Genomic DNA, 18,541 nt, shown 5'->3' with positions numbered 1-18,541 from the left:
CTGCGCCATCAGCTCCAGAGCAGCTCGCCACCCTGGTCCAGATAGCTGAGGTAAAAGCGCACATCGAACTCCAACTGATGGTAATCAGGCTCCATATGCGTGCATAACTGATAGAAAGCCTTATCGTGATCCATGATGCGGATATGCGCGAGCTCATGCACGCAAATCATGCGCAAAAACGCATCTGGCGCCTGCTTGAACATGGCCGCCACATGAATCTCGTGCCGGGCATTGAGCCTGCCGCCATGCGCAATCGCACGCCGCGTATGCAGACCCAGGGCATTGCGCACCACATGAATCTTGCTGTCGTAGGCCACCTTGTTCAACTGCCCTGCATTGCGCAGATATTGCGCCTTGAGCGCATCGACATAGTCATAGAGCGCCCTGTCCGTGCGAACCGCGTGGGCCTGCGGATATTTGCGCAGCAGCCAGTCACCGGCCCTGCCCGCGAGCAGCCAGTCGCGCACCTGATTCTGCAGCGATGGCGCGTAGCCCGAGAGATAGGGCAATGCCAGAGGCATGGATGCATTCACCCCTTCTTCGCCCATGCTGGCGCGCGCAGCCCTGTCCTTGCGCAGCTGCTGGGTAACGGCTCCTGAATACTTGGGTGTAGGAATGGGCTTCATGACAAAAGACAAGCCCTCCGCCACAGTCTCGGGACTGCAGCACAGAGGGCTTTGACAGCGGATGATCGAAGGAATCAATGCAGATGGCGCGGGCGGCGATTGCCGCCATGACCGGAGGCCGAGCCCCCCGATCCACCACGCGGCGGCTTGCCCAGCTCCAGCGAGCTGACCAGGGCTTCGAAGCGCTGCGAGAACAGCTTGTCGATCTCCTGCACCACTCCGCCGAGCTCTGCGCCGTCAAAGTGACGCTCCATCATGTTGATGACATCCTGCACCAGCAGATCGCGCTGCACCTGCATGATGGCCGCAGGATTGGGGCCAACAAACAGCATCAGGAAGTCATCGCGGCTTTGCGCCTCGGCAGGAGCCTCTTCCTCGTCGAACTCGGTGTCGTAGAAGGTCACTTCGATGGGCGAGCCCTGCTCGGCCAGCTCGTTGAGCCCCATGCACATATCGTCCAGGGACTGACGAAAATCATCGTCACCACGCACGGTCCAGCACATCTGCAGCAGGTGCTCCTTGGCGTCGAACTGAATGCCGGGCTCTTCTTCATAGAGACTTCCCTCGCCGTCGGTCAATGAGCGCGCGCCAGCATAGGCCCACAAGGGACGCAATGCATCTTGCAGCTGCTCATACGTAACATCAGCACGGAGCAGAACCTGTCCGTGGACATGAATTTCAAAAGCAGCGTTGTAACTAGACATCTTTTTTCTCTGGGAGTGCAGGCCTCGTCAGCATGACAGAACTGCAAGCCATATTGCATCGAAGCCAGGACTTTTCCAAGCGCCTTGGCCAAGCCTGACGCCCACAGCCCTACGGCATCGCAGTGGCTGAATTTTCCCACCTTCAGCAAGACTGCGGGCAGCAACGGCTACTCAAGTCACAAATAAAAAAAGCCCGCTACACAAGATATAGCAGGCTTTTCAATTCTGGTGCCCCGAACCGGAATCGAACCGGTACGCTTCGTTAAAAGCGGCAGATTTTAAGTCTGCAGTGTCTACCAATTTCACCATCGGGGCCCACTTCACAACCGGCGCAGGGCGCCAGCGAGAAGTATTGCATCAGCCATGCGACCAAAGCAATAAAAAAGGGAAGCTTTTGCTTCCCTTTTCAAAATCTGGAGCGGGAAAACGGGTTCGAACCGTCGACCTATACCTTGGCAAGGTATCGCTCTACCAACTGAGCTATTCCCGCATTTCTGCAAAGCCGTTCGCCTTACAGAGCAGACTTGAATTATAGCCACGATTTTGAGCCGGTTTTCGAAAACCGCGTGGCTTTTTCAGATAGTCCTGTTCAGGCCGGCTGTGAAGCAGGCGCGAGCCGGCTCTTGACGATCTGCAGCAGATCGCGCTTTTGCACCTTGTTGGAGGCATTGACGGGCAGGCCATCGAGCTGCAAAACAAAGCGCGGAACCTTGTAGTTGGCCATATTGGCGCGGCACCAGGCGATGAAGGCCTCCTGGTCCAGTGCCACGCCGTTGCATGTCACCACACAGGCACAGCCTACCTCGCCCATGCGCTCGTCGGCCACCCCGACCACGGCAACCTGCGCCACATCGGGGTGGTTGGACAGCATGCGCTCGATTTCTGCGGGGTAGCAGTTGAAGCCGCCCACGATGAACATATCCTTGAGGCGGTCGGTAATACGCAGGTAGCCGCGCTCGTCAAGCACTCCCACATCGCCTGTATGCAACCAGCCATCGGCATCAATGGTTTCTGCCGTGGCCTTTTCATCCTCGAAGTAGCCCTGCATGATGTGATAGCCGCGCAGCAGCACCTCCCCCGCTTCACCTGGGGCAACAGGCTGTCCTTGCTCGTCCACACAGCGCACCTCGGTCCCGGGCAGGGCCTTGCCACAGGTATTGGCCACGGTTTCCACATTGTCGGAGGGCTCGCAGAGCGTGGCACAACCGCCGCACTCCGTTAGGCCGTAGGCCGTGGTGACATTCATGATGCCCAGCTCCTCGCGCATGCGCTTGATGAGAATGGGAGGTACTGTGGAAGCACCGGTCACGGAGGACTTCAGCGAACTCAGATCGAAATTCTTGAGCCCCGGATGCGCCAGCATGGACAGAAACAGAGTGGGCGGCCCGGGCAGGAAGCTGATACGGTCGCTCTCGATGCGATGCAAGATGGCTTGCGCATCAAATACCTGCTCGGGATAGACGGTGGAGCCCTGCAGCAAGGCCGCCACCCAGCCGGCCTTGTAGCCAAAGGTGTGAAAGAACGGATTGACGATCAGGTATCGGCTGCCTTCGGTCAAACCCACCACATCCGACCAGGCCTTGAAAGCCAGGATCGTCGGGCGGTGCGCGCACATCACTCCCTTGGGGCGTCCCGTGGTGCCGGAAGTGAACATCAGATCGGCCGTATCGTCGGGTTTGATCCGGGCTTCACGCTGCTGCTGGGCTTCGGCAGTCGTGCCATCGGCCCTGGCCATGAACTGCGCCCAGTTCATATCTGCGCTGGGTAGCACCTTGTCACCGAGTACCACCACCTGCTGCAGTGTGACAGGACGCAGGCCGTTCAGCAGATCCGGATAGTAGTTGTTCAGGAAGTCGCCCACGCACACCAGCACCCTGGCACGGCTGCGTTCGAGAATATCGGCAGCCTCGGCGCCCTTCATGCGGGTGTTCAAGGGCACCAGCACGCCGCCCGCAGCATGCACACCGCAGGCGGCAACGATCCACTCGCTGAGATTCGGTGCCCACAGAGCCACACGGTCGCCGGCCTGCACGCCCAGACTCATCAAGGCACGAGCGGCCAGGCGGCTTAGCTGCTGCAGCTGGGCATAGCTGATGGATTTGCCGTTTTCGACAATCGCCGCGCGGTCGGAAAAGCGGCTGACCACGTCAGCCAGCATACCGGGCAAGGTCAGCGAAGACTCGGGCATCGCGTTCTGGTTGGTATTCGACATAAGTTACTCCGGAAATTTGACGCGCAGCTTTTCGCTGGTGGGCACGGATTGACAGGCCAGCGTCCACTTCTTGGACAGATCCTTGGCATCCAGCACTTCGTTGTGTCGCAGATGTACGCTGCCGTCCTGCACCTGGCACATGCAGGATGCGCACATGCCGGCCTGGCAGGAGTAGGGCACATTGATGCCGGCGCGCAGTCCGGCCTCCAGAATGGTCTCCGTGCCACTGCAGTTGAATTCGTATTCCTCGCCGTCCAGACGCAACTGCACCAGGGCCTGGTCGACAGCAGCCTCCACGGGAGCAGTTGCCTCCTGCATCAGTTGCAGAGTCTCCTCGTCAGGCAGAGAGACAAAGCGCTCCACATGTACCTGCTCGGCAGGCATGCCGGCCTCGATCATCGCGGCCTGTGCGGCATCCATGAAAGGGCCCGGCCCGCAGATAAAGGCCTGGCCAGCATCGGCCACCCAGGGCGTGGCCCAGGCTGCGAGCTGCTTCTGCGAAGGTGCGCCTTGCACAGAGTCCAGCCAGTGAATGACCTGCAGGCGATCTGGATACTCGGCCGCCAGCTGCTGCAGGTCCTTCTTGAAGATCACCGAGCGCTCATCACGGTTGGCATAGAACAGCACCACATTGCCCTGATGCTGCTTGAGTACGGTGCGCAAGATGGAGAACACCGGTGTGATTCCGCTGCCACCGGCCAGCAGCAAAAAGTTCTGAGACAGATTCCGGGGCGAGAACAGGCCCGAGGGAGGCATCAGCTCGATGGAATCACCCACCTGAACCCTGTCGCAAACCCAGTTGGAGCCTCGTCCCTTGTCGACGCGCTTGACAGTCACCCGCAAGGCATCGTCGAGCATCGGGGCACTGGACATGGAGTAGCAGCGAGGTACATAACGGCCCTCGATAGGCAGTCGCAGGGTCAGAAACTGGCCGGGACGATAGCTGAATTGCTCAGCCAGAGCCTCTGGCACCTCGAACACAATTGACTTGGTATCGTGCGTCTCGTCAATCACCGCGCGCACGCGCAGCGGGTGATACCGCGATGCGGTTGTTGTGGCTTCACTGCTCATTTCTTCTTACCCCTTACTCACTCACTCTTTTGTGCAACCTTGCACTGGCGCCCCGGCACAAGATCGTCCCCAATCCACGGGGTCAGGAACTGACGCTCTCCACAGCGCTTGCCTGCGGACACACTGCCTGGGCAGCAGGGGACTCGTCCCCTTCCAGTGCAGCCGCCTTGCCCGCTCGGCGGCCCGAGAACACGCAGTCGGCCAGGGACAAGCCGCTCACATAACGCGAGGAGGCCACACCAATGGCGGTGCGCCCCGCGGCATACAGCCCGGGAATGTCATAGCCGGCACCGTCAATCACTGCACCGTTGTCCTCGTTGACCTTGAGGCCCCCCAGGCTCAGGACGGCCAGCGGGAACATCTTCTGGCTGATGGAGATATCGATGGCAAACAGCGAGCCGCCCTTGAACTCATGACGCATGTCCTGGGACTTGCCCAACGGGTCTTCGGTCTCACCGCGTGCAGCGGCATTGGCGCGATCGAACTGGAGCTGCAGCACTGTTGCATCCATGCGAAGCTTTTTGGCCAGGTCGGCGACAGATTTGCCCTTGATCGCGACCTTGTACATCAGCGCCAGCGCGGGCATGGACTGGAAGGCCCACAAACCGCCAAACAGGCACTGCCACGCAGCCTGCCTGCGCAGCTTGCTATCAATGATGAGCCAAGCCTGTCCCCCCTGCTTTTCCATCATCTCGTAGCCGAGCTTGGCACCGTAGACCTGTTCATTGCAGAAGCGCTCGCCTTTGGTGTTGACCACCAGACCCTTGGGCCAGACCGAGGGTGGGGTGATGAAGCGCCAGGCCGAAATATTGTTCAGGTCCTGAGCGATCCCTCCCACAGATTGCCCGAGGCGCAGACCAGAGCCATCGCAGCCCGCAGCACCGGTCAGCCAGCCGGGCTTGTAAGCCGGCGCATGCCGTTCCAGCAACTCCGAATTGAAGATATAGCCGCCAGTGGACAGCACCACACCTTTGCGAGCACGGATGTAGCGCTTCTCGCCGATCTCGCTTTCGATCTGCGCAGCTTCACGACGACCCGCCTGGGCACGTGGTGCCTGATACAAACGCCACTTGGCCACCAACTCATCGAGTTTCTTGTGGCGTTCGGTACGTGGATCGCCTTCGGGCAACACCATCACCTCCACGCCCAATACACGGCCACTGTTCTTCTCGCGCACCAGGCGCTGGACGCGGGCCTGCGTCAATGTGCGGGCTCCGTGCGCCAATGTGGATTTTTGCAGCGCGGCAAAGAACGTCGCACCCGACTGCCCCTTGGCCACCACGCGATGACCGCGCGGTGCAGGCTTCTTGACCAGTTGCGGGTTGCCGTAGGCGGGCACCACTTCGTTGCCCGAGTAGTACAGATACATGCCATCGGTCGGATAGGAGGTCTTGTACGCAGGCATGGTCGACGCAAAGGTAGCGCCCTGCTTTTCCAGCCAATTCAGGTTGGCCACGCTGTCGCGGCTGAAGCGAGCCAGTGTCTCGTCACTGACCACACCATTGACCTCATGCTTGAGGTAGGCAGTCATGGCTTCGGGTGAGTCCTCGAAGCCCGCCTCCTTCTGGTACCTGGTACCGCCACCGGCATAGACCACACCACCCGACAGCACACTGGCACCACCGCCACTGAAGCGGTCTATCACCAGAACTTCGGCCCCCTGCTCGCGCGCCTCAATCGCTGCACTGGCACCTGCGCCTCCCCAGCCGACCACCACCACATCGCTTGCATCGGACCACTGAACCTCATCGGCCGACCCCACATCCAAGACTGCCCCCACAGGATTGATGGTGCTGACATGCTTTTTGAAATTGGACATCTCTGCGCCTCCAGATCAAACCGTCTTGCCCAGCAGATGCGGGTTCTCGAGGGGCAGGGGCTTACCCACCATGTCGGCCACGGCGCGAAAGGCAAAAGTCATGGCAGGCCCCAAGGTGGAACCGGCGCCTGCGTAGGCCGGCCCCATGACGGAGGCGGAGTTGTTGCCCACGCAGTACAGCCCCTCGATGATCCTGCCTTGCGTGTCGAGCACACGCCCCTCTCTATCGGTAAGCAGCCCTCCCTTGGTGCCGATCTCGCCGGGCCACAGGCGCATGGCGTAGAAAGGACCTTTCTCGATGGGGCCGAGGTTGGGATTCTTGAGACGCGGATCGCCGTAGTAGCGGTCAAACACATTGCCGCCCCGGTCAAAGTCCAGATCCTTTCCGGTTCTGGCGTATTCGGTCATGCGGCGCGCACTGTCCTGCAGGCCAGCAGCGTCCACGCCGATCTGGCGCGCCAGATCTTCCAGCGTCTCGCCCTTCCAGTAGACATTGTTCAGCCAGCTCTTGCGTACCTTGCTGTCCGGCACGGCCGAGCCAGGCATCAGCGGCCCCATGGGGTTTTGCGCGCGGAAGCTGGCGTCGAACACAATCCATGCAGGCACGCCGCCATTGCCCTTGGCATGTTCGGCCAGCATGGCCTGCTGAAATTCCGGATAAGGGCCGGACTCGTTGAGAAAGCGCTGCCCTATGCTGTTGACAACCATGCACCCCGGCAGCGAGCGCTCCACGAAAATGCCGCGAAAGGCCGGCTCCTTGGGAACATCCATGGTGGGCACGCCCCAGGACCAGTCCATCAGCGCCAGCTGCGCGCCCACGGCCTGACCAGCCCGGTGAGCATCACCGGTATTGCCTCCCACTGGGGTGGCCGTCCACTCTGCCTTGGTGGGCTTGTTCAGATACTGGTCACGCATCTCCTGGTTGCGCTCAAAACCACCAGCACCCAACAACACGCCACGTCTGGCGTTGATCTGCTGGCGCTGACCATTCCTTTCAACGATGACACCCGTCACACGGCCCGATGCATCCTTCACCAGCTCCTTGAGCGGAGAGTTGCGCCACATCTCGACACCGACCTTGTTGGCAGCAGTCAGCAGGCCTGCCACCAGCGCCTGGCCGCCCGTCATGCGACGATCGCGCTTGGTCTTGTTGCGCCAGGGGTAGTCCAGAAAATACTTGAGCATGATGCCCAGGATGGTGAAGCGCGACTTGAGCTCGCGCGAGAGCATGGAATGCGCCTCGAAGGCACTGATGCTCATGCGGCCGAACAACTGATTGCCGGGAGGGCCCGGGCGCATGGTTTCCAGCGCCGTCAGGCCCAGCCTGGCGGCATTGAAGTCAACCGGATCCATGGTGCGACCGCCGGGCCTGGAGCCTTCGATATGGGGGTAGTAATCCGCATACTTGGCCATGGCGCGATAAGGAATCCCGATCTGGCGCAGATACTCGGCCATCTTGCTGGCGGTTTCCACATAGGCCAGCACGCGGTCGTCCGTCGCCATGCCGCGCACACAGCGCTTCATATAGCCAAATGCGGTTTCCAGATCGTCCTTGATGCCAGCGGTCTTCTGATCGTAATTGAGCGGGATCCAGATGCCGCCCCCCGACAGGGCCGAAGTGCCGCCGAACAGCTCTGTCTTCTCCACCACCAGAGTCTTGAGGCCCTGCTCCTGCGCGCGAATGGCGCCCAACATGGCACCTGCCCCCGACCCCACGACGATCAGGTCATATTCTTGTTCTGCCATACCTTGTCTCCGTCAATCTTTTGTTTTATGGATGGACTCTCGCAAATAGACGCTGGCGGCAGCCTCCGTTGTGAGAGCGCTGCCGCAGCTTGGCCCGAATTCAATCAGACAAAGGGCTCCTGGTTGGGAATGCCCAGCACATGCGAGCCATAGGCGCGCACATAGGCATCCGTATTGTTCGCAATGTGGGTACGTCCCTGATGGATGTCGCGGAAGATGCGCTCGATGGGGTTGTTCTTGAAAGTACCGCTGGCTGCGCAGGCACGCATCAGCTCATTGGCATGAAAGCCCGTCAGCTTGGGAACGTATGACGCCTGAGCACGCTGCAGCAGACGCTCCTCCAGCGTCAGCTGAATACCAGTCTTGGCCGCATCCACAATGCGTGCGTAATTGCGGAAGAGAACCATCTTGAGCTGGTCCAGCGCAATCGTGGCTTCGGTCACGGCCGTCTGGGCGTTCACGTCCTCGGCCATCCTGTTGCCATGCTTTCCAACGTGCGCCGTCGCGCGCTCGGTGAACGACGCGATGGCGCTTTCCAGCGCGCCCAGGCAGGCGGTGGACACCGCACGCTGGAACACATGGGTAAAGGGGATGCGGAACAGCCAGCTGGTGTTTTCCATGCGGCCGGGGCAGCCCACATCGCTGTGGTCGTTGGTGTACTGGATGCGATGTGCCGGGACAAACGCGTTTTCCACCACGATGTCATGACTGCCTGTACCGCGCAGGCCCAGCACATCCCAGTTGTCCTCAATGCGGTAGTCCGCCTTGGGCACCAGAAAAGTCACATGCTCCAGGCCAGGCGTGCCATCACGCTTGGGCAGCAGACCGCCGAGAAACAGCCAGTCGCAATGCTTGGAGCCGGTGGAAAAGCTCCAGCGACCGTTGAACCTGAATCCGCCTTCCACGGGCTCGGCCTTGCCAGTAGGCATATAGGTCGAGGCGATGCGCACGCCGTTATCCTTGCCCCACACATCTTGCTGAGCCTGGTCGGGGAAAAGCGCCAGCTGCCAGGGGTGAACGCCGACCACCCCGTAAATCCAAGCCGTGGACATGCAGCCCTTGGCCAGCTCCATCTGCACGCTGTAGAACACACGGGGATCCATTTCATAGCCACCCCAGCGCTTTGGCTGCAGCACACGGAACAGCCCCGCCTCAGCCATCTCCTGAACGGTTTCGTCGCTGATCTTTCCTTCGCGATCCGCCTGCTGCGCGCGCGCCGCCAGCTTGGGCGCCAGAGCCTTGGCACGCTCGATCACTGCCAGCGCATCAGGGGTGAGGTAGTTATCTGTCATTGTGTTCATTCAGGTCTCCAGTTGCCGCTCCACCGGACGGCTTGTGGTGTGGTGGGCAAGGCCTTTTCGCCTATGACAGAAATGCTCTCACCATGCAATTTTCCGTTCATCGTCCGATCAGACTAACGATGAAGCAGGCGTTTGCGGACGTCTCCAAAGCCTGATCCCGCACAGCAAAAGCACGGAGCCTAGGACAAACACCAAGCCCTGTTTTGCGCTGCTAGTCCATGTGAAGGATTCATAAAAGCCCTGTTCGCAGCACTCTTGCACCAAGGAGACATTCACCCCATGCAAAGCACTGCAGCAACCTTCGACCCCAAAGACTTTCGCCGCGCCCTGGGCATGTTTGGTACCGGGGTCACCATCGTCACCACCCGTGCAGAGAATGGCGAGCCTGTAGGAATCACCGCCAACAGCTTCAACTCGGTTTCGCTGGAGCCCCCCATGGTTTTGTGGAGCCTGGCCAAGAACGCCCGCAGCCTGCCTGTGTTCCAGAACGCCGACACCTGGAATGTGCACATCCTCTCCAACGAGCAAGAAGCCCTGTCGAACCGCTTTGCCCGTGCTGGCGAAGACAAGTTCTCCGGCCTGCCGCTGGACTCCGAGGCAGCCCATGCCCCGCTGCTGCAGGACTGCAGCGCGCGCTTCAGGTGCAAGACGGCATTTCAGTACGACGGCGGCGACCACATCATCTTTGTGGGCGAGGTGACCGACTACGACGCCAACCCACACCCTCCCCTGCTCTACGTGACCGGCGGTTACGCCCTGGCTTCACGCAAGGCCAACGCCGTGGCCAGCGAACCTGCCGCAGACACCAATACCGCCTACTCGGAAAACCTGATCGGATATTTGATGGGCCGCGCGCACTTTCAATTCCTGAGCGGCTTGCGCAAGCCCATGGCTGCTTACGGCATGACCGATGCCGATTTTTACGTGCTCTCGCTGCTGAGCATCCAGCAGCCCCAGTCGCCTGCCGAAATTGCATCTCACATGGCCTACACCGGCACCGACATCGGAGCCGTGGCCCTGCAGTCGCTGATCAGCAAAGGCTGGGTGGAGGAAAGCCGCGAGCGCGCCGAGTCGCTGCAGCTCACGCCCCTGGGCAACGAAGCCATCTTGCGTGTGCTGGCGGCAGCCAAAGCCGTGGAGACCGATTTGATAGCAAGCCTTGGCGAGATGGAGGCAGCCACGCTGCGCAATCTGCTCAAAAAGGCGATTGCCGCCACCGATCCCGGCCTGCCCAAGCTCTGGCAAGCCAGGGCTTGATAAGCCTCGTCATCCCAGATTTCTCACCCGAAGGCAGGAGACAGCCTTCGCCTATCCACTCCAAGCATAAAGAACAGAGATGAGCCAATTTTCCATCCCAGAAGGCAAGTATGTGGACATCGGCAATGTGGCCGGTCATCCTCAGCGCGTTCACTACCATGAGCAAGGCTCTGGCGACCCCGTGATCTTTTTGCACGGCGCTGGCACCGGTGCCAGCGGCTACAGCAACTTCAAGGGCAACTACCCCGAGTTTGCTGCGGCCGGCTTTCGCTCCATCGTTCCCGACCTGCTCGGTTACGGCCTCTCGTCCAAGACCGAGGAGCCCAGGCAGTACGACATGGATTTCTTCATCGCCGGCGTCAAGGGACTGGTGGAGCAGCTGGGCCTGAAAAACATCACCCTGCTGGGAAATTCGCTGGGCGGTGCCGTGGCGCTGGGCTATGCGCTCAAGTACCCCGAGGACGTCAAGAGCCTGATCCTCATGGCACCTGGTGGCGTGGAAGAGTTTGAAGCCTATATGGCCATGCCCGGCATTGCCAATATGTTCAATGTCTACAAGTCGGGCAAGACCGGCCCCGAAGCCATGCGCGCCGTCATGAGCATGCAGGTGGTGGACCAGTCGCTGCTGACGGAAGAAATCATCAATGAACGCGCCCCGATTGCGCTGACCCAGACCGAGGCCTCGCGCCAACGCCTGTACATCCCCAATATGACCGAGCAGCTGCCTGATCTGAAGTGCAATGTGCTGGGGTTCTGGGGCATGCAGGATGCCTTCAATCCCGTGGGTGGTGCCGACAAGCTGGCCAAGGGCATCAAGAACTGCCGCGTGGTGCTGGTCAACCAGTGCGGCCACTGGGTGCAGGTCGAGCATCGCGAGATGTTCAACCGCACCTGCATAGACTTCATGAAAAACGGTTGAAGCCATGAGTGACAAGCAATTCATCGAACAGCAAGGCCAGCGCCTGTATGACGCGCTGCGCACCGCCAGGACGCTGGCTCCGCTAACCGAAAGCCACCCCGAAATGACGGTGGAAGACGCCTATCACATCTCCCTGCACATGCTGCGCCTGCGCGAAGCATCGGGCGAACGTGTGATCGGCAAGAAGATAGGCGTGACCTCCAAGCCCGTGCAGGACATGCTGAATGTGCACCAGCCCGACTTCGGCTTTCTCACAGACAGCATGCAGTTTGAAGACGGCGCAGCCGTCTCGCTCAAAGCATCCGGCCTGATCCAGCCCCGCGCCGAAGGCGAAATTGCCTTCATGCTCAAGAAGGATCTGCAAGGCCCGGGAGTGACCAAGGAAGACGTGCTGGCCGCCACCGAGTGGGTCGCCCCCTGCTTCGAGATCGTCGATTCGCGCATCAAGGACTGGAAGATCAAGATCCAGGACACCGTGGCCGACAACGCCTCCTGCGGCGTCTTCGTGATCGGCAAGCAGCACACAGATCCGGCTTCGCTGGATCTGGCCGCTGCCGCCATGGAAATGCGACGAAACGGCCAGCCCGCAGGCTCTGGCCTGGGCAGTGCCGTGCAGGGCCACCCTGCTGAAGCCGTAGCCTGGCTGGCCAACACATTGGGCGCTTTTGGCATTCCTTTCAAAGCCGGTGAAGTGATTCTCTCTGGCTCTCTCGCCCCCCTGGTGCCCGCCGCCGCCGGCGACCATTTCGACATGGTCATCGAAGGCATGGGTACTTGTTCCATTCAATTCACCGAGTAAGAAACCATGACGCAAAAAAAGATCAAGTGCGCACTGATCGGCCCCGGCAATATCGGTACCGATCTGCTCATGAAACTGCAGCGTTCCCCCATACTGGAGCCTGTGTGGATGGTCGGCATCGACCCTGAGTCCGATGGTCTCAAGCGTGCCCGCGAGATGGGCATCAAGACCACGGCCGACGGTGTGGATGGCCTGCTGCCCTTTGTCAAGGAAGACGGCATCCAGATCGCCTTTGACGCTACCAGCGCCTATGTCCACGCCGAAAACAGCCGCAAGCTCAACGAGCTGGGCGTGCTGATGATCGACCTGACGCCTGCAGCGATCGGCCCCTACTGCGTGCCCAGCGTGAATCTGGCCGAGAAGGTTGCGGAAAAGGCCATGAACGTGAACATGGTCACCTGCGGCGGCCAGGCCACCATCCCCATGGTGGCTGCGGTTTCGCGCGTGCAGGCCGTGAGCTACGGAGAGATCGTGGCCACGGTATCGAGCCGCTCGGTCGGCCCCGGCACGCGCAAGAACATTGACGAGTTCACGCGCACCACATCTGGCGCGGTCGAGAAAATTGGCGGCGCCCAAAAAGGCAAGGCCATCATCGTCATCAACCCCGCCGAGCCGCCGCTGATCATGCGCGACACCATCCACTGCCTGACGGTGGATACGCCCAAGCCTGCCGAGATCGAAGCCTCGGTGCACGCCATGATCAAGGAAGTGCAGAAATACGTGCCCGGCTACAAGCTGGTCAACGGCCCCGTGATCGACGGCAACCGCGTCTCCATCTATATGGAAGTCGAAGGCCTGGGCGACTACCTGCCCAAGTACGCGGGCAATCTGGACATCATGACCGCCGCTGCGGCGCGCACGGCCGAGATGTTTGCCGAAGAAATCCTCGCCGGCCGTTTCGAGTTGGCCGAAGCCGCTGTTGCCGTCTGATCCAGGAGAAGAACATGTCCCTCAAAGGTAAGAAGATCACCGTTCACGACATGACGCTGCGTGACGGCATGCACCCCAAGCGCCACCAGATGACCCTGGAACAGATGAAGTCCGTGGCCACTGGACTGGATGCCGCTGGCGTGCCCCTGATTGAAGTGACCCATGGCGACGGCCTGGGCGGCAGCTCGGTCAACTACGGCTTTCCTGCTCATACGGACGAGGAGTACCTGTCCGCCGTCATTCCGCTGATGAAGCAGGCCAAGGTCTCGGCCCTCTTGCTGCCCGGCATCGGCACTGTCGATCACCTGAAGATGGCCCACGAACTGGGCGTCTCCACCATCCGTGTGGCCACGCATTGCACCGAGGCCGATGTCTCCGAGCAGCACATCGCCATGGCCCGCAAGATGGGCATGGATACCGTGGGCTTTCTCATGATGGCGCATATGAACAGTGCCGAAGGTCTGGTCAAGCAAGCCAGGCTGATGGAAGGCTACGGCGCCAACTGTATCTACATCACGGACTCGGCCGGCTATATGCTGCCGGACGACGTGAAGGAACGCCTGTCCGCCGTGCGCCAGGCTCTGAAGCCCGAGACCGAACTGGGTTTCCATGGCCACCACAACCTGGCCATGGGCATCGCCAACTCTCTGGCTGCAGTGGAGGTCGGTGCCAACCGCATCGACGCTGCGGCTGCCGGCCTGGGCGCCGGTGCGGGCAACACGCCCATGGAAGTGCTGGTAGCCGTGTGCGCGCGCATGGGGATTGAAACCGGCGTGGACGTGTTCAAGATCCAGGACGTGGCCGAAGACCTGGTCGTGCCGTTGATGGACTTTCCCATCCGCATCGACCGCGACGCGCTGACCCTGGGCTACGCAGGCGTCTATGGCAGCTTCCTGCTGTTTGCCAAGCGTGCCGAAGCCAAGTACGGCATCCCCGCGCGCGAGCTGCTGCTGGAACTGGGCCGCCGCGGCATGGTGGGCGGCCAGGAAGACATGATCGAAGACACGGCACTGACCATGGTGCGCGAGCGCCAGAGGCAGGCTGTGGCGGCCTGATACGTCTGACTTCAGGCTCTCTTTGCCACTTTGATCGGGTTCAGCGGCTGCTTGGGGCGGCCGTTGAACCCTTTTTTTGCGGCATCGGCCTGAGCATCAGGCCTCCATCCATCCAGGCCAGCCTGCCCGGGCTACATGGCACATCTTTTCTAGAAGCGATAGCGCGCCACCACCTGGGCCGAGCGCGGTGCGCCCGGCAGGTTGAGGTTGGGCGAGCTGCCATGACCGGCCACGATGTAGCGACGATTCAGCAGATTGTTGAGCTTGAGCTGCACATCCCAGGAGCCCATGCGGTAGTAGGCCATGGCATCCACTGTGGTGTAGCCTGGCAAGGTCACGGTATTGCCGGGATTGGCGAACCGGGCGCCGACATAGTTCAGCCCCCCACCCAGGCCGAAGCCGTGGCCCAGTGCCTTGGTCACCCATAAGTTGGCGCTTTGCCTGGGCGTCAGCGTGGGGCGCTTGCCCTGGACCGGCTGGCCGGAATCGACGGCAGGCGATGTGGTCATCTCGCCATCGAGGAATGCATAGCCGGCCCAGACCTGCCAGGTCGGTGCAATCTCTCCGGCAAACGTCAGCTCCAGCCCGTTGGTGCGCTGCACGCCCAGAGGCACAACGGTGTTGCTTGTGGGGTCGACGCTCTTGATATTGGTGCGCTCGAGCTTGAATAGCGAGGCCGTGACCGAAGCCTTGCCGTCCGGCAGATCCCATTTGACTCCGACTTCCTGGCTGGTCGTTTTCTCCGGCGCCAGCTGTGCATTGTTGGCAGCCAGCGCAAAGGTTTCACCAGAAGGCTGGAAGGACTTGCTCCAAGAAGCATAGTAGGACCACGCCGACGAGGGCTGATAGACCAGCCCGACGCGCGGACTCCAGGCAGTGTCCGTACGGCTCAGATCCGGCTTGCCGGGCTGACGCTCATGCGTTTCCTGCTGGAAGCGGTCATAGCGCACACCAGCCAGTGCCTTCCACTGAGGACTGATGGTGACCAGATCCTGCAGGTAGGCGCTGGCCACCTTGAAGACGCTGTGATTGTCCGCCGCAGGCTTGCCGTCGATGCGCAGCGGCAAAGTCGGCAGCACCGGATTGAACAGCGAGACCGTTGCCACATTGGCTCGGCTGTATGACAGCAGATCCTTGCTCTGTCGGCCGAATTCAAAGCCGTACAGCAGCTGATGCTTCATCCCGGCGAACTCGAGCTTCTGGCTCAGCTCGGTCTGGTTGAAAAATCCGCTCTCGTCACGCTGCACATTGCCGCGTGTCAGCGATGCCGTCATCGCCTTCTCGTTGACCGAGCCCACGAGAGTGTTGTTTCTATCCAGCGAATAATCGTAGTAGCGCAAGGCATTGCGCAAGGACAGGCTGTCGCTGATCCGGTGATTCAGCGTGGCCCCCAGCGATGCCACTTCGGCACGGCTTACATCCACATCCCTGGCATTGGCCGCGCCGTAATAGGTACCGGGTGACACATTGACTGGCCGGCCCTGGTACGCGGGGATGCCGAAGTCCGTGAGGCGGCTGTCCTTCAGATAGTCGGCCTGCAGCAGCACGCTGGTGTCCGAGCTGGGCTTGATCAGCACCGATGCCGCAAGCGCCTTGCGATCGAGAAATTGCTGGTCGCGGTAGCTGTCGGCGCGCTCAACGGCGCCGGTCAGGCGATAAGAGACCGCACTGTCCTGCGGCGCGCGCGCCAGGTCGAACTCGCCACGGCGCTGGTTCCAGCGCCCCAGAGTCAAGCCCACTTCACTGAGATTGACGCCGGGCTTCTTGGTGATGCGATTGATCAGGCCGCCCGACGAGCCGCGTCCGTACAGCACCGATGCCGGACCCTTGAGCACTTCGATCTGCTCGATATTGGACAGATCGCGGAAATACAGCGCGTCATCGCGCAAGCCGTCCACAAACTGGTCGGCAATGGCGGAGAAGCCGCGGATGGTGACCTGATCGCGCTGACCGTCACCATGAGAAAAGCCCACACCAGGCACGGCCTTGAGAGCGTCCTGCATGGATTGAGCGACCTGATCGCGCAGCAGGCTCTGAGGCACCACATTCACGGTCTGAGGAATATCACGCAACGGGGCCTCGATCTTGGTGGCGCTCGTTGCCGTGGGTGGGTTGTAGCCGGAATCGGGCTGGCGATCGCTGCGGACCTGTACTTCCTCCAGCACCACCTCTGAAGCTTGCTGCGCCCACGCTGCACCGGAAAAAGCCAGCCCCAATGCCGCTGCCAGCGGCGAATACCTCAATGCCATGAATGCCTCGTTATACGGAGTTTTAATTCGGCTTGGCGGGTATCGTCCGCAGCAGGGACTACGGCATCAATTGGCTACAACCTGTGTGCTGTGCAAAAGCGTGCGCATCATAAGCGAGAATCAGTCTCATTTACCTGTACTTTACAGTACAGAAATTATCTGGAGATCAAAGTCATGTACATGCTTTGAAAGCAACAAGAGTCCATGGCTTAACAAAGCCGTATCTGCCCCTCCGAGGCGGGCTGGAGGCGATGCCGATACAACGGCAACTCGCTGCCATCAGGCCGCCGATTTCAGGACCGATCAAGGGAAAACGAGAGGACTCAACCGGCAGAGCTTTCAGCCCAGGGCTCAATAGCCCGATGCAAAAACCGCGTTCCAGGAGGTCTGGGCACTGGCCAGCACGATGCCAGCGGGCAGCTTGACCGCAGACTCCGCCTGCCCTGCCACAGCGGTACCCTGCGGCAGATTCATGGCAGGCAGGTACAGCGCCAGCGCGGCAGCCACCAGCGACACTGCGCGAAGCGCATTCATCCAGCGAAAAGAGGTTTTCATGCTTGTCTCCTTTACAGGCTCTATGGCCTTTCTGGTTTGCAGTATGGCCAGCACGGAAAACGCAACATCGTCCATTTTGATGAGCAGGTATTTACTTAGGTGGCAACCCCAGATCGCCGACCCGAGGGCGCCGCCGCATGGCTTTGACTCCTGCCGGCAGAGTTTCAATAATTTGATAGCTGCCATCGCTTTTAATACATAGGTATACAGCCAATTTGACTGATATTTCTCGCATTCCAACAGAGACAGGATCCCATCTGTGTACGGCCGCAAAAAAAGGGCTTTGCTTGCGCAAAGCCCCAACCCTTGAAGAAACTGAAACACCCGCCTTCACCGGGCGGGCAACGGCGATTACATGTAGAGAATCACCAGGTCGTTGATGACTGCAGGACGGTCCTGGCCGACCACATGGATGTTGAGCTCCATCGTGGCCTGCACGCCGCTCTTGACCTGCTCCACAGCCTTGATGCGAGCCCGCGCACGGATCTTGCAGCCGGAGGGCACGGGGGTCGGGAAGCGCAGGCGGTCCGAACCATAGTTGACCATGTTGTTGAAGTCCACCACCTCGTAGTCCAGCGGAATCCTGAGCTGACTGGCCAGCACCTGCACCAGAGCGCCGTGGGCGATGGTGGTGCCGAACGGGCTTTTCTCCCGCGCCTGCACGGGGTCGGTGTGAATCCAGTAGTCGTCGCCGGAGAGCTTGGCAAACTCGTTGATGACTTCCTGGCTTACAGTGAACTCGTTGGACCAGGGGCTGTACTCCTCGGACACCAGCGACTTCATGGCCTCGATGTCCTTGACGGAAATCTTGCGCTTGGCTGCGGCAGCCTCCTCCACCACGGCAACCGCAACTGCGGCCTCGGCGTCGGCCTTGATGACGGTCGGGTGGCTGCCCGCACGGGCGGTAAAACGCAGCAGGGTGACCTCGCCGGGGCGCTCGTCAAACACGGGACGCACCTCCATGCCCACCTTCAGCGCCTCGGGATCCACGCCGACCATGGTGGTGTTGATGCGCACGCCTTCACGGAGTTCGACCACGGCCAGGGCCTGGGGCATCTCGTCCGTGAATTCGGGCATGGTGGGAATGCGTGCGATGGTGAAGCTGTAGAGCGTGCCTTCGCCCGACACTTTGTTCCACTTCAGGGTGCGCGATCCGCAAGTGGGGCAATGGGTGCGTGGGAAAAACAGCGAGTGTCCACGATCGCATTGCTGAATGCGCACTTCGTGGGCCTTGAGACCCTCCCAGTACGGCGCAGAAATTTCCGTGGGATGGGGCAGAGGTTTGTTCCAAGCCATGT

General features: G+C 60.6%; 15 protein-coding genes and 2 tRNA genes. 5 read left to right on the top strand and 12 right to left on the bottom strand.

The window, feature by feature from the left end; translation table 11 throughout:
* Window positions 1–8 precede the first annotated feature (8 nt).
* The 9 genes from CSE6_RS15250 to CSE6_RS15210 form a co-directional block, all read right to left on the bottom strand.
* Window positions 9–626 (bottom strand): M48 family metallopeptidase, encoded by a 618-nt coding sequence (locus CSE6_RS15250; protein WP_059440892.1) that lies wholly within the window; start codon window positions 624–626, stop codon window positions 9–11.
* A gap of 74 nt (window positions 627–700) precedes the next feature.
* Window positions 701–1,330: a DUF6806 family protein gene (locus CSE6_RS15245; RefSeq protein ID WP_003061017.1), complete on the bottom strand. Its 630-nt coding sequence runs from the start codon at window positions 1,328–1,330 to the stop codon at window positions 701–703.
* Window positions 1,331–1,556: 226 nt separating this feature from the next.
* Window positions 1,557–1,645: transfer RNA gene (locus CSE6_RS15240), tRNA-Leu, on the bottom strand.
* Window positions 1,646–1,744: 99 nt separating this feature from the next.
* Window positions 1,745–1,820: transfer RNA gene (locus CSE6_RS15235), tRNA-Gly, on the bottom strand.
* A gap of 99 nt (window positions 1,821–1,919) precedes the next feature.
* The gene (locus CSE6_RS15230) at window positions 1,920–3,542 is read right to left on the bottom strand and encodes a FadD3 family acyl-CoA ligase (protein ID WP_034410455.1); all 1,623 of its coding nucleotides are present in this window, start codon (window positions 3,540–3,542) and stop codon (window positions 1,920–1,922) included.
* Window positions 3,543–3,545: 3 nt separating this feature from the next.
* Window positions 3,546–4,613, bottom strand: a complete 1,068-nt coding sequence (locus CSE6_RS15225; protein WP_012837543.1) for a ferredoxin--NADP reductase — start codon at window positions 4,611–4,613, stop codon at window positions 3,546–3,548.
* 82 nt (window positions 4,614–4,695) lie between these two features.
* The gene (locus tag CSE6_RS15220) at window positions 4,696–6,432 is read right to left on the bottom strand and encodes an FAD-binding protein (RefSeq protein WP_059440891.1); all 1,737 of its coding nucleotides are present in this window, start codon (window positions 6,430–6,432) and stop codon (window positions 4,696–4,698) included.
* Window positions 6,433–6,447: 15 nt separating this feature from the next.
* Entirely contained in the window at window positions 6,448–8,178 is a 1,731-nt protein-coding gene (locus tag CSE6_RS15215; protein ID WP_059440890.1) for an FAD-dependent oxidoreductase, read from the bottom strand.
* 104 nt (window positions 8,179–8,282) lie between these two features.
* Window positions 8,283–9,470 (bottom strand): acyl-CoA dehydrogenase family protein, encoded by a 1,188-nt coding sequence (locus CSE6_RS15210; protein ID WP_045840125.1) that lies wholly within the window; start codon window positions 9,468–9,470, stop codon window positions 8,283–8,285.
* Between the two features lie 288 nt (window positions 9,471–9,758).
* On the opposite strand from CSE6_RS15210, the gene CSE6_RS15205 reads away from it, so the two are divergent.
* The 5 genes from CSE6_RS15205 (at window position 9,759) to tesG (ending at window position 14,439) form a co-directional block, all read left to right on the top strand.
* Entirely contained in the window at window positions 9,759–10,736 is a 978-nt protein-coding gene (locus tag CSE6_RS15205; protein ID WP_003071341.1) for a flavin reductase, read from the top strand.
* A 79-nt stretch (window positions 10,737–10,815) separates the two neighbouring features.
* Window positions 10,816–11,655: an alpha/beta fold hydrolase gene (locus CSE6_RS15200; RefSeq protein ID WP_059440889.1), complete on the top strand. Its 840-nt coding sequence runs from the start codon at window positions 10,816–10,818 to the stop codon at window positions 11,653–11,655.
* A gap of 4 nt (window positions 11,656–11,659) precedes the next feature.
* Window positions 11,660–12,454: a 2-hydroxyhexa-2,4-dienoate hydratase TesE gene (tesE, locus tag CSE6_RS15195; protein WP_034396858.1), complete on the top strand. Its 795-nt coding sequence runs from the start codon at window positions 11,660–11,662 to the stop codon at window positions 12,452–12,454.
* 6 nt (window positions 12,455–12,460) lie between these two features.
* Window positions 12,461–13,384 carry an acetaldehyde dehydrogenase TesF gene (tesF, locus tag CSE6_RS15190; protein ID WP_004341179.1) on the top strand — a complete coding sequence of 308 codons (924 nt, stop codon included), beginning with the start codon at window positions 12,461–12,463 and terminating at the stop codon, window positions 13,382–13,384.
* A 14-nt stretch (window positions 13,385–13,398) separates the two neighbouring features.
* Window positions 13,399–14,439 carry a 4-hydroxy-2-oxovalerate aldolase TesG gene (gene tesG, locus CSE6_RS15185; RefSeq protein ID WP_059440888.1) on the top strand — a complete coding sequence of 347 codons (1,041 nt, stop codon included), beginning with the start codon at window positions 13,399–13,401 and terminating at the stop codon, window positions 14,437–14,439.
* Between the two features lie 149 nt (window positions 14,440–14,588).
* On the opposite strand, the gene CSE6_RS15180 is transcribed toward tesG, so the two are convergent.
* The 3 genes from CSE6_RS15180 to CSE6_RS15170 form a co-directional block, all read right to left on the bottom strand.
* Window positions 14,589–16,688 carry a TonB-dependent siderophore receptor gene (locus CSE6_RS15180; RefSeq protein WP_059440887.1) on the bottom strand — a complete coding sequence of 700 codons (2,100 nt, stop codon included), beginning with the start codon at window positions 16,686–16,688 and terminating at the stop codon, window positions 14,589–14,591.
* A 351-nt stretch (window positions 16,689–17,039) separates the two neighbouring features.
* Window positions 17,040–17,243 (bottom strand): hypothetical protein, encoded by a 204-nt coding sequence (locus CSE6_RS15175; RefSeq protein ID WP_034360532.1) that lies wholly within the window; start codon window positions 17,241–17,243, stop codon window positions 17,040–17,042.
* 351 nt (window positions 17,244–17,594) lie between these two features.
* Complete coding sequence (locus tag CSE6_RS15170) at window positions 17,595–18,539, bottom strand: OB-fold domain-containing protein (protein WP_059440886.1); 945 nt, start codon at window positions 18,537–18,539, stop codon at window positions 17,595–17,597.
* Window positions 18,540–18,541: the final 2 nt, after the last annotated feature.

It is taken from the genome of Comamonas sp. E6, from assembly GCF_001010305.1.
In the GTDB taxonomy this organism is placed as follows: Bacteria; Pseudomonadota; Gammaproteobacteria; order Burkholderiales; family Burkholderiaceae_C; genus Comamonas; species Comamonas thiooxydans.
This window is presented reverse-complemented; position numbering and strand designations above follow the sequence as displayed.